This window comes from Arthrobacter sp. 05N429, from assembly GCF_056397045.1.
Genome location: NZ_JBFTMQ010000008.1, coordinates 76,408 through 97,096 on the forward strand (window position 1 = coordinate 76,408; position 20,689 = coordinate 97,096).

17 protein-coding genes and 2 tRNA genes are annotated in these 20,689 nt (G+C 67.1%); 8 read left to right on the plus strand and 11 right to left on the minus strand.

Annotation, left to right across the window (positions count from 1 at the left end):
* Nucleotides 1-60: 60 nt before the first annotated feature.
* From AC1DF4_RS14340 to AC1DF4_RS14360, 5 genes are all read right to left on the minus strand, one after another.
* Nucleotides 61-282 carry a hypothetical protein gene (locus AC1DF4_RS14340; protein WP_476913508.1) on the minus strand — a complete coding sequence of 74 codons (222 nt, stop codon included), beginning with the start codon at nucleotides 280-282 and terminating at the stop codon, nucleotides 61-63.
* On the minus strand, nucleotides 279-1,616 hold the full coding sequence (locus AC1DF4_RS14345) for a glycosyltransferase family 2 protein (protein WP_476913509.1): 1,338 nt from the start codon (nucleotides 1,614-1,616) through the stop codon (nucleotides 279-281). Before AC1DF4_RS14345 ends, AC1DF4_RS14340 begins: the two co-directional genes overlap by 4 nt.
* Before the next feature lie 286 nt (nucleotides 1,617-1,902).
* Nucleotides 1,903-6,453, minus strand: coding sequence for an ExeM/NucH family extracellular endonuclease (locus AC1DF4_RS14350; protein ID WP_476913510.1), 4,551 nt, complete (start codon nucleotides 6,451-6,453; stop codon nucleotides 1,903-1,905).
* 368 nt (nucleotides 6,454-6,821) lie between these two features.
* Nucleotides 6,822-7,622, minus strand: coding sequence for a VOC family protein (locus AC1DF4_RS14355; RefSeq protein ID WP_476913511.1), 801 nt, complete (start codon nucleotides 7,620-7,622; stop codon nucleotides 6,822-6,824).
* A 238-nt stretch (nucleotides 7,623-7,860) separates the two neighbouring features.
* Nucleotides 7,861-7,948: transfer RNA gene (locus AC1DF4_RS14360), tRNA-Ser, on the minus strand.
* 171 nt (nucleotides 7,949-8,119) lie between these two features.
* On the opposite strand from AC1DF4_RS14360, the gene AC1DF4_RS14365 reads away from it, so the two are divergent.
* From AC1DF4_RS14365 to AC1DF4_RS14395, 7 genes are all read left to right on the plus strand, one after another.
* The gene (locus AC1DF4_RS14365) at nucleotides 8,120-9,103 is read left to right on the plus strand and encodes an NAD(P)H-quinone oxidoreductase (protein ID WP_476913512.1); all 984 of its coding nucleotides are present in this window, start codon (nucleotides 8,120-8,122) and stop codon (nucleotides 9,101-9,103) included.
* A 132-nt stretch (nucleotides 9,104-9,235) separates the two neighbouring features.
* Nucleotides 9,236-9,772: a PadR family transcriptional regulator gene (locus tag AC1DF4_RS14370; protein ID WP_476913513.1), complete on the plus strand. Its 537-nt coding sequence runs from the start codon at nucleotides 9,236-9,238 to the stop codon at nucleotides 9,770-9,772.
* A 197-nt stretch (nucleotides 9,773-9,969) separates the two neighbouring features.
* Nucleotides 9,970-12,270, plus strand: coding sequence for a carbon starvation CstA family protein (locus tag AC1DF4_RS14375; protein WP_476913514.1), 2,301 nt, complete (start codon nucleotides 9,970-9,972; stop codon nucleotides 12,268-12,270).
* 13 nt (nucleotides 12,271-12,283) lie between these two features.
* Nucleotides 12,284-12,475, plus strand: coding sequence for a YbdD/YjiX family protein (locus tag AC1DF4_RS14380; RefSeq protein WP_441406799.1), 192 nt, complete (start codon nucleotides 12,284-12,286; stop codon nucleotides 12,473-12,475).
* A 156-nt stretch (nucleotides 12,476-12,631) separates the two neighbouring features.
* On the plus strand, nucleotides 12,632-13,324 hold the full coding sequence (locus AC1DF4_RS14385; RefSeq protein WP_476913515.1) for a bacterial proteasome activator family protein: 693 nt from the start codon (nucleotides 12,632-12,634) through the stop codon (nucleotides 13,322-13,324).
* A 7-nt stretch (nucleotides 13,325-13,331) separates the two neighbouring features.
* Nucleotides 13,332-13,787, plus strand: a complete 456-nt coding sequence (locus tag AC1DF4_RS14390; RefSeq protein ID WP_476913516.1) for a hypothetical protein — start codon at nucleotides 13,332-13,334, stop codon at nucleotides 13,785-13,787.
* A gap of 107 nt (nucleotides 13,788-13,894) precedes the next feature.
* Nucleotides 13,895-14,740, plus strand: coding sequence for an aldo/keto reductase (locus tag AC1DF4_RS14395; RefSeq protein WP_476913517.1), 846 nt, complete (start codon nucleotides 13,895-13,897; stop codon nucleotides 14,738-14,740).
* An 80-nt stretch (nucleotides 14,741-14,820) separates the two neighbouring features.
* On the opposite strand, the gene AC1DF4_RS14400 is transcribed toward AC1DF4_RS14395, so the two are convergent.
* Together AC1DF4_RS14400 and AC1DF4_RS14405 are read right to left on the minus strand one after the other, a co-directional pair.
* Complete coding sequence (locus tag AC1DF4_RS14400; RefSeq protein WP_476913518.1) at nucleotides 14,821-15,000, minus strand: hypothetical protein; 180 nt, start codon at nucleotides 14,998-15,000, stop codon at nucleotides 14,821-14,823.
* 36 nt (nucleotides 15,001-15,036) lie between these two features.
* Nucleotides 15,037-15,996 (minus strand): hypothetical protein, encoded by a 960-nt coding sequence (locus tag AC1DF4_RS14405; protein WP_476913519.1) that lies wholly within the window; start codon nucleotides 15,994-15,996, stop codon nucleotides 15,037-15,039.
* Between the two features lie 71 nt (nucleotides 15,997-16,067).
* Between AC1DF4_RS14405 and AC1DF4_RS14410 the strand changes: the two genes are divergently transcribed.
* On the plus strand, nucleotides 16,068-16,541 hold the full coding sequence (locus tag AC1DF4_RS14410) for a hypothetical protein (protein WP_476913520.1): 474 nt from the start codon (nucleotides 16,068-16,070) through the stop codon (nucleotides 16,539-16,541).
* 117 nt (nucleotides 16,542-16,658) lie between these two features.
* Here AC1DF4_RS14410 and AC1DF4_RS14415 read toward each other — a convergent pair whose 3' ends face one another.
* The 4 genes from AC1DF4_RS14415 to AC1DF4_RS14430 all read right to left on the minus strand — a co-directional run bounded on the left by AC1DF4_RS14415 (nucleotide 16,659) and on the right by AC1DF4_RS14430 (nucleotide 20,668).
* The gene (locus tag AC1DF4_RS14415; protein ID WP_476913521.1) at nucleotides 16,659-17,948 is read right to left on the minus strand and encodes an MFS transporter; all 1,290 of its coding nucleotides are present in this window, start codon (nucleotides 17,946-17,948) and stop codon (nucleotides 16,659-16,661) included.
* A gap of 58 nt (nucleotides 17,949-18,006) precedes the next feature.
* On the minus strand, nucleotides 18,007-18,564 hold the full coding sequence (locus AC1DF4_RS14420; RefSeq protein ID WP_476913522.1) for a hypothetical protein: 558 nt from the start codon (nucleotides 18,562-18,564) through the stop codon (nucleotides 18,007-18,009).
* A gap of 371 nt (nucleotides 18,565-18,935) precedes the next feature.
* Nucleotides 18,936-19,008, minus strand: a tRNA-Thr gene (locus AC1DF4_RS14425).
* Nucleotides 19,009-19,102: 94 nt separating this feature from the next.
* Complete coding sequence (locus tag AC1DF4_RS14430; RefSeq protein ID WP_476913523.1) at nucleotides 19,103-20,668, minus strand: alpha/beta hydrolase; 1,566 nt, start codon at nucleotides 20,666-20,668, stop codon at nucleotides 19,103-19,105.
* Nucleotides 20,669-20,689: the final 21 nt, after the last annotated feature.

A 20,689-nucleotide genomic window follows, 5' to 3' on the forward strand; every position in this document is an offset into this window, starting at 1 on the left:
CATGTCCAGTGCTGCGACCCAGGGGAGGGCATGTCCCGGCCCGCTGGCGGGAAGGCGTTGCTACTTCGGCGCCTCGGGGTAGATGCTTCGGGTTTCCGCGCGTTCGTGGCGGGGCCGGAGCCAGTTCGGCCGGTGCACTTTCGGCAGGAGCTTCGCGACCGCCAGCGCGGCATACATAACGGTGTTGATCGCCACGAAGGTCGCCAGGATGGCGAACCAGGGGGAATGCAGGAGTGACTCGGGAAACAGCAGTCCCGCGGGAACAACGGCCGTACTGGTCATGATCGTTCCGCCCCTGTGGCCTCGCGCGGACGGACATGGGTGACATGTTTCCAGCTGGCCGTCCGGCCCAGCGAGATATCGGCGACGCCCTTGAGGTAGACCACATTGAGGAACATATCGAAGAACAGTTCCGGGAACAGGGCCAGCGCGAGGAGCCTTGCCCGCCATCCGCCTTTCCACACCGTGGCGACACGTTCGACCATAAACAGTACGCCCAGCCCCAGCCAGAACGGGAACCAGATCCAGGTGTCCAGTGAGAACACCATCAGGAAGATCAGCAGAAGGTAGGAGCCCAGAGCGATCACGCCGTACCCGATCCCGAGTTGTTGGGCCCAGTAGCGCAGGGTCTGCGGAGTGATGCCATAGGCGCCGATGTTCTCCAGCGCGCCGCGCTGCCAACGCAGCCGCTGCGCCCAGAGGGTGCGCCACCCGGGCATCAGCTCCGTCACCACGGTGCACTGCGCGGGCGAGACCATCAGCCCGCCGAGGGATTTCAGCGCGATTGTCAGTTCGTTGTCTTCGGTCAGGGCTGCGGTGTCGTACACGTCGCCGGCGGTGCCCGGGATTGAGGCTCCGCGGCTGTCCGCGACGGTGCGCAGGGCCCGGGGCCGGAACAGGGAAGCGGTCCCGGTCAATACGAAGACGCGGCCGCGCCGACGCCCGATCTCCCTGCTATAGCGCAGATACTCGTTGCGCTGGAACTGGCCGATCAGTCCGTGGCCCTCCTCGCCGTAGAACAGGCCGCCGACCGCCATGAGCGCCCGGTCGTGACTGAACCGGTCCACCGCCGTCGCGAGGAAGCCGTCGTCGAGCCGGGTGTCCGCGTCCATGACCATCACGACGTCGTTGTCGCCAAGGTCGGGAAGCAGCCGCTTCAGCACCTGGTTGAGTGCGCCGGCCTTCTTCTTTGTGTTGTTCACCGATTCGACGACATCGACGCCGGCCTGACGCGCCAAGGCCACCGTGGCGTCGGTGCAGTTGTCCGCCACGACAATGACGCGGTCCGGACGGCGGGACTGCTCCAGCAGGGAAGCGATAGTCGACGGAAGCGAGGCTTCTTCGTTGTGGGCCGGGATGAGCACCGTGACCGTTACCGGACCGGCGTCAACTCCGCGCGTCGCGGACATGACCACCCGGGGTGCCAGCGGCCCCGTGAGTGGGTCGAGGGATCGGCGCGAGCGGTTGGCGATCCGGCGGTCCAGCGTGGCCACCCCGGCGGCCATGAGGAGAGCCAAGGCTATGGCGGCCAGGATTATGCGGGGGGCCGGTGCATCCGTGTTGTACAGGATGCTCCAGAAGCCGAGCAATACGCCTTGGGCGGGGGACTCGTTCAACGCAGGACCGCCTGCGGCGACGGCAAACCAGAGTAGCGCGGCCGCGCCACTTGCTGTCAGTGCGATGACGATACCGACCGCCCGATTAAATCTTCCCTTTCGCACTTGGCACATGCTACCAGCGCAACTTGTGCCCCTCTTGTCACAGCGGCACCACTTCCGAGGGCGGCTCCGGCGCCCACCAAAAGAGCATGCCCTCCGTCCGGGCTGCGCGGTGGACATATGGGCAATATGTCCATTGCTGCAGCCCGGGGGAGGGCATGCTCACTGGGTCAGGGCCGGGGACCTAGCCCCTGAGGCACTTCTGGTACTGGACCCAGGCAATCGTGTACTTGATCCAGCCCTTGAAGTCGTACCACTTCGTCGGCGGAACCGGGGCGGTGCACTTCGGCGGGACCGGTGTGGTGGCAGCGACCTGGACGCTCGCCTTCACCACGGTGCCGGATTCGACGGCGGTGAGCACCAGCGTGCCCGTGCCGGCGGCTGCGCCGGCAGGAACCTTCACGTCGACGGTGGCGGCGCCGGCGGAAACCGGTACCGCGCCAAGGGCCGTTACGGTGCCCTTCGCATCCGTGAACTCGGCGCGCAGCGAGGCGTTGACCGGGCTACCCAGCGAGGTGAGGTCCAGCTTGGAGACAGCCAGGGTGATGGCTGCCCCGCCCTTGACCTCGGCGGCGGTGGTGTTCACCACGGCAACGGAGCGGCGTGCGAAGTCGGGCGCCACAGGGCTGTGTGCCTGCAGGTACTTGATCCACGCGTCGCGGTCCACGAGTCCGGAGTCCTTGGTGCCGGTGCCTTCCTTGAAGATCCGGAAGTTGTCGCCGCCCGTTGCCAGGAAGCTGAACGTTCCGATCCGGTAGGACTTCGCCGGGTCGATCAGCGCGCCGTTGACCCGGATCGAGGTGATCCGGTCACCGGCGGCGCGTGCGGCGTCGTAGGTGTAGTTGACGTTCTTGGACAGGCCCAGCTGCTGGTACGCACGGCTGGGAACCGTGCCGTCCGGGTTGGTCTGCCACTGCTGCTCCAGGAGCGTCTTGAACTGCCCGCCGGTCAGCGACGTGGTCCACAGGTTGTTCACGAACGGCAGGACCGCGTTGGCCTCTGCGTAGGTGATGGTCCCGTCCGGCGCGAAGTACAGCTCGTTGCGTAGGCCACCCGGGTTGACGACGCCGATCTCGGCACCGCCGAGTTCCGGAGCCTTGAGCGAATCCACGAGGGAATCCGCCACCAGGTTGCCCAGGGTGGACTCGTTTGCGCGGTCGTCACGCACGGCGGGGGAGCCGCCGAACGCGGTGGTGATATCCGCGGTGACCTTGCCGACGGGCTGGTTGCCCACCACTGCTGCGTCGGCCAGGGCCTTGTCAACGATGGTCTTGACGGCGGCGACCCGCGGGTAATCGCGGACCAGAACGTCCGCCGGCTGGTCAGCGGAGGTGGTCCGCTTGACGTTGCCGGCCTTGTAGCCGGTGACCGACATGGTCTTGGTGTCGATGGTGAGCTGGATCTGGCCGATGTACTCGCCGTAGTTGCCGGTCTGGACGATCGGGCGGGTCTTGCCCTCAACGCCGGGGACCGGAGCGTCCCAGGAGTACTGCTTGTGGGTGTGGCCGTTGAAGATCGCCGCAACATCAGGGGTGACGTCGGTGACCATCTTTGCGAAGGGGCCGCCGGCGGCGACCTCCTGCGCCAGGGTGGAACCTTCCGGTGCACCGGAACCGGCGCCGTCGTGGTTCTCCACGATGATCACGTCGGCGAGCTTCCCGGCTTTGATCTTCGCGGCGACGCGGTTGATCGCGTCGACGGCGTCGCCGAATTCGAGATCAGCGATGCCCGCGGGGGTGACCAGCGAGGGCACTTCCTGCGTGACGGTTCCGATCACGGCGACCTTGACGCCGTTCATGTCGAGGACCGTGTACTCCGGCAGAACCGGCTCGGTGGTGCCCTTCTTGTAGACGTTGGCGCCCAAGTACGGGAACTTGGCGTTGCTGCCGCCCGCGATGACGCGGTCGCGCAGGTCGGTCCAGCCGCCGTCGAACTCGTGGTTGCCCACGGCCGAGGTCCGCAGCTCCAGGACGTTCAGCACATCGATGGTCGGCTGGTCCTTGGCAACGGCCGAGGCGAACAGCGAGGCGCCGATGTTGTCGCCCGCGGAGAGGAACGCGGTGGCGCCGGGGGCAGCCTGGGCCCGCAGCTTTTCGATGGTTCCCGCGAAGAACACGGTGTTGGAATCGATGCGGCCGTGGAAGTCGTTGATGCCGAGGAAGTTCAGCTCAACGCTCGCCGGGGTGACGGGCAGGTTCAGCCCCACCACCACTGGATCGTGGTCGCTCGCCCGGAACTGGTCCGCGGCGTAGTAGTCGGTCACGTTGTTGTTGTAGCGGCTGTATTCCAGGGCGACGGACTCCACGGAGTTGATGTTCCAGATGTCGGCGCCGGTGACGATGGCATTGGCACCCGGGGAGGCGAGGATGTGGTCCAGCGAGCCCACCATGCCACCGAAGAGGTAGGAGTGCTTGGCGGAACCATCGGCGTTCTTGGCCTTTTCGTCCTGGTTGACGTATCCGGCGGCCGTGAAGACGTTGATCGGGTCTTCCTTGGCGTAGGAGTTGAAATCGCCGATCAGGAAGACCTTGTCGGTGCCCTTGGAGGCCTGCAACTCGTTCGAGAACGCGAGCAGGGACTTGGCCTGCGCGGTGCGGGCGAGGTTTGAGGCGCCCTGGCCCTTGTCGGTGTCCTCCGGAGTGGCGGCTGAGCCCTTGGACTTGAAGTGGTTGGCGATCGCGATGAACTTCTTGTCATCGGAGGCGCCGACCGGCTTGAAGACCTGCGCCATCGGCTTGCGGGCACTGGCGAAGGCTGCGGTGTCGTTGAGGATGATGGACTCGCCCACCGGCTCCGCGACGGCCTTCTTGAAGATGAATGCGGTGCGGATCATATCCTCGTCGGCCAGCGGCGGTGCGTTGGCCGGCGTGCGGACGTAGTCCCAGATCCCGGGTGTGGCGATGTTCAGCGCGTCAACCAGCTTGGCCAGGGCGTCGTCGCGGTTCTTGCCGAACTGCGCCGAGTTTTCAACCTCCATCAGGGTGACGACGTCGGCGCCGGACTTGGAGATGGCGGCGACGATCTTGTCCTGCTGGCGCTTGAGGTTCTCCGCGTTGGCCGCGCCGCGGACATTGCAGCCGCCGCTGACCGTGATGGGGTTGCCCGCCCGGTCGTTGTAGAACTTGCAACCGGCGATCGTGTCGCCGGTGGTCGGGAAGTAGTTCAGCACGTTGAACGAGGCGATCTTGAGGTTGCCGCCCACTGCTGCCGGAGCGTCTGCGCGGGTGGCGCCGAAGCTGACCGGCTGGACTGCCTCCGCGTTGGCGGGGGTCAGGTGGGTCAGCGGCTGGAACTTCCAGGAGTTGTTGGTGTAGCTGAGCACCACGTTGGTCTTGAAGCTCACCGGTGCACCGACGCGGACAGGATCCGCCGTGGTCAGGTACGGCAGTTCCAGGGCCTTGGTGGTGGCGTCTTTGAGGAAGTTGGTGGTGGCGCCGTCGTCGAGCTTGATGCCGCGGGCGGCATTCGCGGCGACGGTGGCGGTGTACGTGGCGGAACCGTACTCCGCGACGGCGGTGGGCTGCTCCAGCGGCGTGGTGCCTCCGGCCAGACCGATTTCGCCGTACTGGTTCAGCGAGAAGTTATCGCTCACGGTCACGGGCCCCTGCGGGGCCAGCAGCATGCCTTCGAGGGATTCGCGGAAGGATTCCTCGGCCGGGAGGGCAAAACCGGTGGCCTTGACCTCAGGGGCTGCCTCGGTGAGCTTCTTCAGGTCCGCCGCGGCGGCAACCGTCACCTGGGTCATGCCGAAGTACTCGCTGACCGCGCCGGACACCTCGACGTAGTCGCCGGCCTGGACGGAACCGGCCGTGGCCGACGAGAAGACAAAAATAGCGTCCGACGCCGTGTGGTTGGCCGGGGTCAGGTCGCCGCCGGTGCCGGGGGTCTGGATGTAGTAGCCGGCGAACCCGCCGGTGGGGAACGTGGCGGTGACCTTGCCGCGGGTGGTCACGGAGGTGCCTACCAGCGGGCTGGCGGTACCGTTGCCCTGGATCTCGGCGATGGTTTTGGTGGCAGGGGGAGTGACCGGGCCCGGATCGACCGGAGGATCAACGGGGGCGGCCGTACCGTTGACGGCCTTGGGGGTGATTGTCGCGTTCAGGGTAAGGTCCGCGGCATTGTTGTTGCTGTCGACGCCGTTGCTGCGGTTCAGGCTCTTGACGTCACCGGTGCCCGACGGCGCGGTGGCGGCCTGGGTCTCGAAGGTGTTGGAGGTGCCATAGCCGAGCAGGTCGGCGACGTTGGCGGGCTCGATGACCGAACCGGTTGCCAGCGGGCTCAGCGCGGCAGCCTGCTTGGCCAGCACGATGGTTCCGCCGCCGATGGCAGGGTTGAAACCGGTGGCGGTGACGTCAGCGGCGGGGAGTTCGGCACCGGCGGCGGCGGTGCCGCCGTTGGCGCCGCCCTTGAGCAGGTAGTAGCCCTTGGCCGGGATGCTGCCTGCCAGCGAAGCGGTGAAGCTTGGAGCCGTAGTGCCGGTGGCTGAGCGGTACTGCAGTGACCAGCCGTCCAGGGAAACCGGGGCGTCCGAGGTGTTGTACAGCTCAACGAACTTGTTCTTGTAGGCTGCTCCGGCGCTGCCGCCGCTGAGGTATGCCTCGTTGATGATGACTGGCGAGGTGCCAGCAGCCGGGGAGACCTCCACGGCGAACGCCGGGACAGCGGCCAGTGGGGCTGCGATGAGCCCCACCGACAGCGCTGTGCCGAGCGCGGTTTTCCAAGGTATGCGTTTCATCCGCTCTAACTCTCATTAGGTGCCCGGGTAAGGGCTGGGTGGAATGTGTCCGGGTGATGCCCGCGGACTGCCGGTCACTGCTCCTGGTCAAGCAGTTTCCGGCACAGCAAAACAGGGATGAATGAACACGATGTGTACGGCATGTGCATTCGGCGAGACGTCCCCCAGCGGAACGCGTCACAGCCTTCCCGGAACGGCTCGAACGCCCGGGTCAGGGTTTCTGGTGGTGCCTGTGAGCGATGCCCGGGTGCCTTCGCCGGACGCTCCACAGCAGAATACCGGCCAGTAGCCCTTGGGAAAGGGGCTGGCCGGTATTTCTTACAACAATTTTGATAATTAGGCGGGAACGGGCCGTCCGCGCTGCGCGTTTAAGCGTCCGCGACTTGGGCTCCCTGTCCGGTGTCGGCCACTATTTTGAACTTTGCGCCGGTGGGGTCAGCGAGGGTGGCCAGCCGGCCGAAAGGACTGTCGTCGGGTCCGTCGATCACTTCGGCTCCCATTGCGACGGCCTTCTGGATGGCGGCGTCCGTGTCTTCGACGGCGAAGTAGACCTGCCAGCTGGCCGGGGCTTCGGCAGGAAGGTAGCCCGAGGCGTCCATGATCCCGGCTTTGGCGTCATCTCCGGATCCCAGCGTTGTGTAGCGGAATTCCGGGCTGTCACTCAGGACTTCGGTTTCCCAGCCGAACACGTCCTGGTAGAACTTCACGGCCTTGGCATAGTCCCGGGCATGGAGTTCGTGCCAGGCGGGGGTGCCCGGTTCGGCGGCGAGTTGGTAGCCCTTCATCTCGCCGGGCTGCCAGATACCTACAGCCGCGCCGGTGGCGTCGCCCACCATGGCCATGCTGCCTTGTTCGGGCACGTCCATGGGTTCCATGTAGACCTGTCCGCCGTGCTCCGCCGCGCTCTTGACCGTGGCACTGGCATCGTCAGAGCGCAGGTAGGTGGACCACACGTCCGGGAAGCCGGCCTGGGCTTCCTGCTTTTGCATCATTCCGGCGACGGACTTGCCGTTCTTCAGCGCTGTCATGTAGCCGCCGTATTTCTCCTGATCGCCCGTCTCGAAAATCCAGCCAAAAAGCTCGCCATAGAACGCTTTGGCCTTTTCGGCATCGGAGGTCATCAGGTCGATCCAGCAAGGCGCCCCGAGGGGGTGGTCTGGTGTTGGCATTGTGGAGTCCTGCTTTCTTTTGGCGGCAGTGAAGATGGCCCTGCCGGGCCAGTGAGTCTGTGGGGTAGTGATGAAGACACAGTGAGACTATGCCCGGGGGTCGACGGTTTCAATGGGCCCCGTTGAACGGGCCCGGCCCGCGCCCCGGGGAGCCCGGATGCCAGCCCACGCACCCCCGCCCGCAACGCAAAAATGCCCCTGGCTCGGCGGCAAAGCGCAGAACCAGGGGCATTATTCGCGGAAGGTAAGAGATTCGAACTCTTGGTACGGGGTCACCGCACACTGGTTTTCAAGACCAGCTCCATCGGCCGCTCGGACAACCTTCCCTAACGAGTAGTGTTTCATAGGCGGTCGGCAGCAACAAAAAACGCGGCTGCGCTCGCGGACAGGCGTAGCTCCTCCGCCTACTCTGGGAGAAGGCGCGTCGGACGTGGTGTGCCGCAGGCGCAACCCTGCAAGAAGGCTGCACGAAGTCTGTTAGGAATCGGGAGTTCTCCATGAAGGCTGTCTATATCTCAGGGCCCGGCGGACCCGAGGCCCTGGAGGTCCGCGACGTCCCGCCCCCGGTGCCCGGCCCCGGCGAGGTGCTGATCGACGTCGTCGCCGCGGGGCTCAACCGCGCCGACGTCCAGCAACGCAAAGGCCACTACCCGCCCCCGCCCGGCGCTTCGGAGGTTCCCGGGCTGGAAGTCTCGGGCCGGATTGCCGGGTTCGGGCCCGGCGTGACCAAGCCGTTCTCCGTGGGGGACAAGGTGGTCGCCCTGCTGGCCGGCGGCGGCTACGCCGAGCAGGTGGCCGTGCCGGCGGGACAGGTTCTGAGGATCCCCGACGGCGTCGACCTCGTCACCGCCGCAGCGTTGCCGGAAGTCGCGGCCACGGTCTACTCCAACCTGATCATGACGGCGCAGCTGCAACCGGGCGAGACCGTGCTCATCCACGGGGCAACCGGGGGCATCGGCACCATGGCCATCCAGCTCGCGAAGGCCCTGGGTGCAGTGGTGGCCACAACGGCGGGTACCGCGGAGAAGGTCGGCACCGCCAAGGCCTTTCTGGGCGCGGACATCGCGATCAACTACGCCGAAGAGGACTTCCCGGAGAGCCTGCGCGCGCAAAACGGCGGCAAGGGTGCGGACGTCATTCTCGACGTCGTCGGGGCCAAATACCTCACGCAGAACGTGGACGCGCTGGCGGACTACGGGCGGCTGGTGGTGATCGGGCTGCAGGGCGGAGCCAAGGGCGAGTTGGACCTCGGCAAGCTCCTGAGCAAGCGAGCCGCGATCATTGCGACGGCGTTGCGTCCCCGGCCCGTGGAGGAGAAGTCCGTGATCATGGACGCCGTCCGCGACGCGGTCTGGCCGCTGCTCGCCGACGGAAGGATCCGGCCGCTGGTCGCAAAGACGTTCCCGCTGGAGCAGGTCCGCGATGCGCACCGGTACTTCGACAGCGGCGACCACGTGGGAAAGATCCTGCTCGTGATGTAACAAACATATGCCACGTATGACATACGCCGAATTGCTACGCGACAGCGAATGACTGTAATGTAATTCCATACGCGGTATACACGCGTCTTGGGGCGCGTGTATGCTGTCGTCCCGCTACCCTCCGGGAGCATCATGTCCATTCGTCACAGCCTCCTCGCCCTCCTGCAGGACCGCCCGCGCTATGGCTACCAGCTCAGGATTGAATTCGAGGACCGCACCGGATCATCCTGGCCACTCAACATCGGGCAGGTCTACACCACCCTCGACCGTCTGGAGCGCGACGGCCTTGTCTGCAAAGATGGCGCCGACGGTGAAGGCCACGTCATCTACAGCATCACTACTGACGGCCGTGCCGAGGTCCGCAACTGGTTCACATCCCCCGTTCCGCGGACGAGCCCTCCGCGGAACGAACTGGCCATCAAGCTCGCCCTGGCGCTAACACTTCCCGGCGTCGACGTCGGGGCGGCCATCCACGCCCAGCGCGCCGTATCGATCCGGGCGCTGCAGGACTACACCAAAGCCCGGCGTGACATGGCGTCCCAGCACCGGCCGACGGATACCGCCCGGCTGCTCGTACTGGATTCCTTGATCTTCCAGACCGAGGCCGAGGTGCGGTGGCTGGACCTCTGCGAGGCCCGACTGATGCAGCTGACCGGCCCGACCGCCTAGCCTCCCGGGGCCAGCGGTGCGAATATTAACGCCAGCCGGTAACACTCGCGCCGTTCGTCGCCGCTGCCCAACCGTTCGTCGCCCCCACGGGGCCGCCTGGCGCAAGGGCATATCCAGGCATCCCCGCCGTTGGTAGGGTGCCTTGGGGCACATCTGTCGAGTGGATTTGCCCGGTTGGGGTTTCTCAAGGAGGAGACATGGGCACAATGCCAGATGGCAAGCCAAAGAACTTAATGGTCGAGGACGGCATTACGCCGGACCCGGCTCTGCCGCCCACAGCCGTGGACGTGACAGTGCGCGAGACGGAGGAGCGCAAATGGACGCCCACCAAGATCGCGATCTGGGTGGGAATCTCCCTGCTGGGCGCCGTGGCATGGTTCATGCTCGCGATCGTCCGCGGTGAAACGGTCAATGCCATCTGGTTCGTGTTCGCCGCGGTGTGCACCTACCTGATCGGCTACCGCTTCTACTCCAAGGTCATCGAGCGCTACCTGCTTAAGCCGAACGACCGCCGGGCCACGCCCGCGGAGTACAAGGCAGACGGCAAGGACTATGTCCGCACGGACCGCAACGTCCTCTTCGGTCACCACTTCGCCGCCATCGCCGGCGCCGGACCCCTGGTAGGCCCGATCCTCGCAGCCCAGATGGGCTACCTCCCGGGCACCATCTGGATCATCATCGGCGTCGTGTTCGCCGGTGCCGTCCAGGACTACGTCGTGATGTTCTTCTCCATGCGCCGTGGCGGACGCTCCCTGGGCCAGATGGCCCGCGAGGAACTCGGCGTCATCGGCGGCACCGCCGCGCTGGTCGCCACCCTGCTGATCATGGTGATCATCGTCGCCATCCTTGCCCTCGTCGTCGTCAACGCCCTGGCTGAAAGCCCCTGGGGTGTCTTCTCCGTCGGCATGACCATCCCGATCGCCCTCTTTATGGGCGTATACCTGCGCTTCATCCGCCCCGGCAAGATCATGGAAGTCTCCCTGATCGGCTTCGTGCTCCTCATGGCCGCCATCATCGGCGGCGGCGCCGTCGCGGCCACCGAATGGGGCCACGCCCTCTTCACGCTGGACAAGGTCACCATCGCCTGGGCCCTCATCATCTACGGCTTCGTCGCCGCGATCCTGCCGGTCTGGCTCCTCCTGGCTCCGCGTGACTACCTCTCCACCTTCATGAAGATCGGCGTCATCGTGATGCTGGCCCTGGCCGTCATCGTGGTCCGTCCGGAAATCTCGGTCCCGGCCTTCAGCGAGTACGCCAGCCGCGACAACGGGCCCGTCTTCCCGGGAGCGCTGTTCCCGTTCCTCTTCGTCACCATCGCCTGTGGCGCCCTGTCGGGATTCCACGCCCTGATTGCCTCCGGCACCACACCGAAGCTGATCGAAAAGGAACGCCAGACCCGGTACATCGGGTACGGCGGCATGCTCATGGAGTCCTTCGTGGCCATCATGGCCCTCGTCGCGGCGATCTCCATCGACCGCGGGCTCTACTTCGCGATGAACGCCCCGGCCGCCCTGACTGGCGGAACAGTGGAAACCGCGGCCGCCTGGGTCAACAGCCTGGGACTGTCCGGCGTGAACATCACCCCGAACATGCTCGCCGAGACGGCTGCCAACGTCGGCGAGGCCAGCATCGTTTCCCGCACCGGCGGCGCCCCGACCCTCGCCGTCGGACTGGCCCACATCATGCAGCAGTTCATCGGCGGCACCGCCATGATGAGCTTCTGGTACCACTTCGCCATCATGTTCGAGGCCCTGTTCATCCTCACCGCGGTCGACGCCGGCACGCGCGTTGCCAGGTTCATGCTGCAGGACTCGATCGGCAACTTCGTCCCGAAGTTCAAGGAGCACTCCTGGCGTCCCGGCGCCTGGCTCGCCACCGCCGTCATGGTCGCTGCCTGGGGCGCCGTGCTGCTGATGGGCGTCACGGATCCGCTGGGCGGCATCAACACGCTGTTCCCGCTGTTCGGCATCGCCAACCAGCTGCTCGCCGCCATCGCATTGTCCGTCTGCCTCGCCATCGCAGCGAAGCGGGGCTCCTTCAAGTTCCTCTGGATCGTGGCGGTTCCGATGGCCTTCGTGTCCGTCGTGACCATCACGGCCAGCTACCAGAAGATCTTCTCCTCCACCCCGGCGGTTGGCTACTTCGCCAACAACAGAGCCTTTTCCGAGGCCCTCGCGGAGGGCAAAACCTCCTTCGGTGCGGCGAAAACCGTTCCCGCCATGGAGGCCGTGATCCGCAACACCGCGATCCAGGGCTGGCTCTCGGTCATCTTCGTGGTGCTCAGCATCATCGTCATCACGACGGCGCTGATCGCCACGTACAAGGCGTTCCGCAACGCCAAGGCCGGCATGATCAACACAGACAATGAGGATCCGGCGCTGCCGTCCCGTGTCTTCGCCCCGGCGGGCCCCGGTCCCACGTCGTCCGAGCGTGAGCTCATGGCGCAGTGGAATCAACTGCCGGCGGACAAGCGGGCCGAAAAAGCCGGCCACCACTAAGGCAGAGGCAAACATGAACGCAATAGTTGCGGGCTTCCGGGGATTCTCCCGGTATCTGGGCGGAGTGATGGGTGCGGACGCGTACGCGAAGTACCTGGCACACCACGCCGAAGCCGGCCACGGCTCCCCGCCGATGACCGAGCGGGAGTTCTGGCGGGACCAGACGGACCGCCAGGACGCCAACCCGCAGGGCCGGTGCTGCTGACCGGCTCCGGCTGATCAGCGTTGCCGCCGCCCTCTGCTGTGTGTTGGCTGTTTGCCTGGACCTTGTCCGGGCCTTTGTTGCGCCACATGATGCGCCGAAGAGTGCCGTCCGGGGCGGCCCCCCGGCGCGGCTCCGGGCTCGTGAGAGTATGAAGCCATGAGCGATCCGCACGACACTCAGCCCGCCGACGACGCCCCCATCGAAGGCGCCACCCTGAACCCCCATACCCCTGGCCACGACGGACAGGGGACAAGGGAGCGGAACGAGCCGGGGCAGCCGGACCGGACTCGTGGACCAGGACACCCGGCACGGTCCGGGGTGCCCGCTGTGCCTGCGCGGCCCAAGCCCAGCCAGCTCCAGGATCTCGTTGACGAACCTGCGAAGGTGATGCGGATCGGCACCATGATGAAGCAGCTCCTGGACGAAGTGAAGTCCGCCCCGCTCGACGACGCGGCGCGGGCACGGCTGGCCGGCATCCATAAACGCTCCATCAAGGAACTGGAAGACGGTCTCGCGCCGGCACTCGTTGAGGAGCTGGAACGGATCACCCTGCCCTTCCCCGCGGACGGGACGCCGTCGGACGCTGAGCTGCGGATCGCCCAGGCCCAGCTGGTCGGCTGGCTGGAGGGACTTTTCCACGGCATCCAGACCGCCCTCGCAGCCCAGCATGCCGCCCGGGATCATGCCGCCCAGCTCCGCCAGCTGCCGCCCGGAACGGTGATCGCACCCGGCGTCATTATTGGCGAGAACGGCGAGCCTCAGCGGGCCGCTGCGCGGAGGCCCGGCGAGGATCCCTCGCAGGCCCCCGTACCCGCGGACCCGGACCACGGCCCCGGCCAGTACCTGTAGGGCACCCTTGGGATTCTTCAGCACCGCCCGGCAGGGGCGGAAAGACGACGCCGAACTCGGCAAGGGCCTCTGGCGGCGGGCGAACGACCGCTTCACCCGGGGCCTCGACCGCTACCACCAGGTCCTTGAAGGGGTTGAGGACGATGCCCTCTATGGCGAGCTCCTGGAGATCGCCAATGAGCTGTCCGCACTCTCCGGGCGGGTCCGGCAGGTCTGCTTGGAGGCCCAGCGCCGCGCGCCCAGCGATGGACTCGATATCCCGGGGACACTGGCCGGCGTCCACCGCGCCCTGTCCACGGCCGGCAACTCCCTGGCGACGACGGCCGAAGCAGCTGCGATGCTCCGCCTCGCCGTCGGTCCCGTCCCGGCCGGTGCGGAGTCGGTCCGGCGCCGGGCCGCATCGGTGCTGGAGCAGGTCAACGACGCCGAACGCAGGCTTGCCGAGGCGGCCGCGGCAGGCTGAGGCGTCCGCGCCATTGCTGTCTCCCGGCGGAAATTCCCGGTTAAGCGCCTAGCTTAGCTGCGCCCTTTGCGCTGGCGGTCCGGGGCCGGCGTTGGCAGGATGGCCTGATGACTTTCTCACCGGTACTGACTTTCAATGACGGCAACACCATTCCCCAGCTTGGCTACGGAGTGTGGCAGGTTGAAGACGACGTCGCAGAGAAGGTGGTTGCCCAGGCGTTCGAAGCCGGGTTCCGCCACATCGACACCGCCAAGATCTACGGCAACGAGGCAGGGGTGGGACGTGCGATCGAGCGATCGGGCCTCACGCCCGAGGACATCTTCATCACCACCAAGCTGTGGAACGCCGACCAGGGTTACGAGTCCACGGTGAAGGCCTTCGAAGAATCCATGGAGCGCCTGGGCCTGGAAACGCTGGACCTGTACCTGATCCACTGGATGCAGCCCAAGCAGGACAAGTACGTGGACACCTGGAAGGCCCTCATCGAGCTGCAGAAGCAGGGCCGCGTCAAGACCATCGGCGTTTCCAACTTCACCAAGGAAGGCCTGCAGCGCCTGATTGACGAGACCGGCGTCGTGCCGGCCATCAACCAGGTTGAACTTCACCCCTTCTTCAACCAGGCCGAGCTGCGCGAATTCAACGCCTCCAAGGGCATCCTCACCCAGGCCTGGTCACCGCTGGGCCAGGGCGGCGAGCTGCTGGAGAGCGCCGTTATCGGCCAGATCGCGGCCAAGCACGGCGCCACCCCGGCGCAGGTGGTCATCGCCTGGCACCTGGCCATCGGCAACGTTGTCATCCCCAAGTCCGTGACCGAATCCCGCATCCGCGAGAACTACGCGGCCCTGGATGTCACCCTGGACGAGACCGATGTGCAGGCCATCAACGGCCTGGACAACTCGGCCGAGGGCGCCGGCCGCATCGGCCCGGACCCGGCAGTCTCCGACTTCGCCTAAGCCACCCGCTTAGCCGGAGCAGGGCCCTCACCCGCCAGGGTGGGGGCCTTTCTCCTGCCCGGTGAAAATCGTGGATCCGGCTAGGCGGCCTGCCGGCTTTCCCGCACCGGCACCGCGTCGATGATGGCCCAGCCGTGCTCGTCGGCGGCCTGGCGGCTGGCGAACCGTTCGGCGTCCGCAACGTCATCGAAAGCCTCGGCGCGGATGCGGCCGCAGTCCGTGTCCAGATACGTGACTTCAAAGTACTGCTTGGTTTCCATGAATTAAGTGTGCAGCCGGCCTCCGACACTATGAGCTCATGGGTCCGGCGTGTTGCCAAGCCGCAGCACTCGTTCCCGGGCAAGGTCCGCGGCGCGCCTCGCCCTTTCCGCCGCCCGTGCTGCCTGCTGGGCCTCGGCAACGGCCAGTTCGCGCCGTTTCCCGGCGGCTTTGAGTTCCTGTTCGCGCTGGGCCAGCTCCTCGCGCAGCCTGCGTACCGAGTCGGAGAGTTCCGCGGCCAGGGCAGTCAGCGAGGCGAGTTCCTCGTCGCCCTGTCGGGCTTTCTCCGCGGCCGCTCCGGCGTCCTCTTCGGCGTCCTTTTGCAGTTTCCTGGCCCGTTCCAGCGCTGAGGGAGTGGTTTTCCGGGGTTCGGGGCGGACGGCCCGCAGGCGGGGCTGCTCAGCTTTTTTCGGGCGCGTGGTTCCGGGCGGCACCGCCTCGGATGAGCTGGGCGCGGGACCCGGTGTTGCCGGAACCACGAGGCCGGGCACCGCAACCGCACCCGAAAGATCCACGACGTCGACGCCGTCGGCCGACAGGGCCCGGAGGAGGCGCCCGGACTGCACGGCGGCTGCGGCCCCCGCATCGGCTGTCGCCGCACGCAGCGTTGCTTCCACCTCCGCCGCGATCGCTGGGCTGATCTTCCGGCCCAGCTCTCCGGCGACTTCCTGCGCTGCCTTCACCGCGCCGCTCAGCAGCTGGCGTCGTTCCTGTCCGAGCCGGCGGAGTTCCGTGGCATCGAGGGAGGACTGCGCGGCCCGCATCGACTGCCCCAGCCCGGCGAGCTCGCGGAGGGCCTCCGGGCGGCGGGCGGCAAGCATGTTCACCGTCCACGCCGCGACGGACGGCTTGGGGAGGGAACGCACTTCAGCGGCGAGGGGCCGCCGCTCTTTCGCGGCGGCCGCGTCTTTGGCGGCGGCGGTCCGCGCTGCGACGAAATCGTCGAACGGCAGGGCATAGAGCTGTGCCGCAACTTCCGCCAGCCCGTGCTCTCCCATGCAAGAATCATAGAAGCCCGGCCCAGGCAACGCCGCCGCCACCGGATCTTTCTCGGAGAGGGAAGGCACTCATGATCGAAATTGCCGGGCTCCCGGCCCACATCCTGCTCATCCATGCTGTTGTGGTGCTGGCGCCGATCGCCGGCCTGGCCGCCATCGTGTTTGCAGCCGTGCCCCGCTGGCGCAGCCAGCTGGCCTGGCCCCTGGGGGTGCTGTCCCTGGGCCTGGTTCCCCTGTCCCTGCTCACCGCACAGGCAGGGGAACAGCTGGAGGAGACCCGACCCGCGTCCGCCCTGATCCGGGAACATGCGGAGCAAGGGGACGTGCTCAAGGCCGTATCCGTGGTCTTCTTCGTGGTGGTCGCCGCGGCGCTGATCGCGGGCTATGACCCCATCGGCCGGCACTTCTCCTTCCTGGGCCGCCTGCGGACGAACCCCGCCGTTCGGATGACCCTCCTGGTTCTCGCGGCGGCAGCGGGGGCCTTCTTCATCTACCAGAGCATCATCACGGGCCATTCCGGCGCGGCCTCCGTCTGGGCCCGTTAACACCGTCCATTGGTCGCGCCGATCAGCGGCGCCGCGGACGCCCGGCACACGCCCGACGTCGACCCTGACACCCTCCGGACGGGAGAACGACGCCGGACCCCGGCTTGACGGCTGCCGCTAGGGACTGCGCATCCCGCGCAGGGCGGCAACCAGCACCACGAACGCGAGCAACTGCAGGACCGCCACCGAAACGATCAGCAGCGGACGGTTTTCATAGAGAGCGCCATAAAGGGCCCCGCCCGCCAGCGCCCCGGCCCCTTGAAACGCAGCGAAGACGCCGTACGCCGTTCCCTGGCGGTGTTCCGGCACCAGGTCCGCGAGCAGCGCCTTGACGGTGGAGTCCTGGATGCCCAGTGCGATGCCCCAGGCGAGGACCCCGGTGACCGCCAGCCCGGCCGCCGGGGACAGGGCCAGCACCGGCACTGCGGCGGTCAGCACGGGAATAGACAGGAGCACCCAGGCCCCGGACCGGTCGTAGAGGACGCCGCTGGCAAGGGCGCCCAGTGCACCCGCCGCCATCGCAGCCGCGTAAAGCAGCGCGACCACGGACACCGGAACGGCCGCCGTCGTCGTGAGGTGGAAGGAGATGACACCGAACGCAACCAGGCCGGCGCTCCAGCAGAACGCGGCGGCAGCGAACAGGACAAAGCTCCCGGTAAACAACGACGCCGGACGGCCTGCCACGCGCCGGGCGGCCGGATCGACGGCGGTTTCGCGGGGTTGGCCGGCAGGGGCCGCCGCCTGCAGGCTGGTTCCGGGATCGGGGATCCGGCGACGTAGCCAGAACAGCAGGAACATGGTCGCGGCCGCAGGAATGGACAGCACCGCGAACGCGGCCGAGAGGTTCCCGGTGGCCGTGAGGACCGCGGCGACCAGGAGGGGCCCGAGCAGGGCCCCGACCAGGTCGAGGGACTTGTGGACAGCGAAGCCGCGGCCCCGGCCGACCGGCTTGGCGACCGCGGCCAGCAACACCGTCTTGGCCGGGCTGCGGACGGCTTTTCCGATCCGGTCCCCGATGATCAGCACAGACGCCAGAACCAGCCCGGAAGTTCCGGCCAGGGGTGCGACGGCGAGCAGGGGCACGCAGACCGCGGTCAGGGCATAGCCGGCCAGCGTGAACGTCCAGTATTTGCGGGTGCGGTCCGCCCAGGGGCCGAACACCAGCCGGAGTCCCTGCGCCGCAGCCTCGGCGGCGCCCGTCACCAAACCGACCACCAGCGCGGAGGCACCCAGCTGGGCGAGCAGGGGGCCAGCCAGCGGCCGGGCGCCGTCGGAGACGACGTCGGCGGCCAGGCTGACGAGTCCCAGCCCGATCACCGGGCCCCACAGCACGCGCCGGTGCGCCCTGGCAGGTGCAGTCCCTGTGGCCCGCCCGCGGGCTGTGGAACTTCGATGGGGCCGGTTCATTTCCCAAGGCTCGCGGACGGAGCGCGGCAGGACAAGGGCCCGGGAGGCGCGCTTGCTGTCAGGCGGACGTACGGATGTCCAGGAATACCCACGCGATGACCAGCAGGCCGCCGAGTGCCAGCAGGAGTGCGCCGGCGACGCTGCGGCCATCCAGATCCCCGGAGGCTGGCGACTCTGCAGCCAGGGAACGCTCAGACTCCGACGGGGCCGGTGCTGACGGGGCCGTCGCCGTCGGAGCCGGGGTTGCCGTGCTGGGATCGGCGGGGGAGGCAGTGGCAGTGGCAGTCGGAACCCCGGCCGGCGGCGGGGCGCCGGGGCCGGCGGTGGGCGCTGCAGCCTGGGTGCCCGTTGGAGCAGGAACTGTTGAGGGGCGCGGGGCTGGGGCCGTTCCGGGCGGGGCCTTGGGGGAGACCGGCACGCCGGTGGCGCTGGCTGTCGGGACAGGAGTTGCCGTGGGATCCGGACGGCCAGTGGGCGGCGGGCAGATCAGCCCCGGCACGATTCCTCCGACGGGGCCACAGGGGGCGCCGGTGGCCGGCAATGCGAGGATCAGGGGCGCGGATGCCAGCATCAACGCGGCCATGATGGTGTAGCTGGCCCCTTTTGTGGTCTTCACCCGATCCATCGTAGGGGCGCGGAGGGCGCCGGGCGGGGACCCTGGCGGGGAGCGTTGGCGGCAGACCGGCCGGACACCAGCCGAAGTCGCCGCGGTGGGTTTGCCCTGGCGGCGGGTTGACTCAGCGGGAGGGTTGGGCCCCGGTCCTGGCGCGGCGTTCCTGCTGCTGCCGGGCCCTGCCAACCCCGCATCGATGGAAGCCCCGGACAATACAGCTCGCTGTCCGGGGCCACTTTGAAGGGGATTTCAGCCCTCGGGCCGGGCGTTCACGGCGTGTCCGGGTCAAACTGCCCCCGGACCGCAGCCACGGGCCCAAAGCGGGCAAAAGAAACGGCCCCGACGACTGCGCGGGGCCGATACTTGAAGATCAGAGCTTCCTGCCAGAATCGAACTGGCGACCTTCTCATTACGAGTGAGACGCTCTACCAACTGAGCTAAGGAAGCAACCGCATGAACTGTCCGGATGACCCGGGCGCTTCATGCCAGAGATAACTGTAGTAGAGTCCTCCGGCCCGGGTCAAAATGAGTGGCGGACGCCTCAGCAGACGGTGTTGTCAGCCGGGGTTTTGCCGTCCACCAGGTAGCTGTCCACGGCATCGCCGATGCAGTCGTTGGAGCGGCCGTAGGCCGTGTGGCCCTCGCCCTTCCACGTCAGCAGCGCGGCTGTTCCCAGCTGCTTGCGCAGCTCGCTGGCCCATTCCACCGGGGTGGCCGGGTCGCCCGTCGTGCCGATCACGACGATGTCGGTGGAACCCTTGTAGTCCGCCGGTGCCGGGGTCCGGACGCTTTGGTACGGCCAGTCCTTGCAGTTGGTGCCACCGTAGGCGAAGTAGTAGCCAAGGGTGGGGGAGGCCTGGCGGAGTTGCTGCTCGTCCGCGCGCATCCCGCCCGGATCCGTGACCATGGGGTAGTCCAGGCAGTTGATGGCACCGAAGGCAAAGGTCGAATTCGCGGTGTACTTGCCGTTCGGCTCCCGGTCCGCGCCGAAGTCGGCGAGCCGGAGCATCGGCGACACGTCACCCTTGAGCGCGCTGCCCAGGGCCTGGGTCAGCAAGGGCCAGTTGTCATCGTTGTAGAACGGCAGGATGAAGCCGCTGACGAACATGGAGGCGTTGACTATCCGCCCGTCCTTCGCGGACCTCGGGTCCGCCTCCACGGCCTTGATGACTTCCTGGATCTGGCCGACGGCTTCCTCCGGGGTGCCGCTGAGCGGACAGCCGCTGTTGTCGAGACAATGCGTTACGTAGGCCATGATGGCCTTCTCGAACGCCTTCGCCTGTCCGCTCGTCAGCTCCTCGTAGCTCAGCGACGGATCCATCGCGCCGTCGAGGACCATCCTGCCAACGTTGTCCGGGAACAGCGAGGCGTAGGTGGCGCCGAGGAAGGTGCCGTAGGAGTAGCCGAGGTAGTTGAGCTTGCTGTCATTCAGCACGCCGCGCAGAATGTCGAGATCCTTGGCCGCACTGGCAGTATCGATGTGGCCGAGCACGGGGCCGGTCTTTTCCGCGCACTTGGCGGCGATGGCTTTGTTGTCCGCGAGGGCCTCGGCCAGCCCGGCGTCCGTGTCAAGTGCATAGGCTTTCGCCCGGGAGGCGTCGCGCTCCTGGTCGGTGAGGCACGTGACCGGGGCGGAGCGATTCACGCCGCGCGGATCGAAACCGACGATGTCGTAGTTGGTGCGGACCTTTTCCGAGATGTTGGTGGAGCCGGCGTCGCGGACGAAGTCGTAGCCGGAGCCGCCGGGGCCGCCGGGGTTGACCAGCAGGCTGCCCTTCTTGCTGTTGCTCTTGGTGGACAGTTTGAGCGCCGCGATTTCGATGCTGTCTCCGTCCGGTTTGCTGTAGTCCAGCGGGACCTTGATCTTGGCGCACGTGAAGTCTGACTCGCACGGGACCCACTCGACTTGCTGCGTGTAGTAGCTGCGGAGCTCGGCGGGTGCGGCGTCGGCGATCTCAGGATTCGGTGTGCTGGGGCTCTTCGCCCCGCTGTCGCCGCCGAAGAGGGTGCACGAGGAGAGCACCAGGGCCAGGGCCATGGCACCGGCTGCCCGCAGGCCGATCGTTATGGATCGGGACCTTGCGGACACTGCTCGTGCAGACTTCATACGGTTCTCCTTGGAGGATCG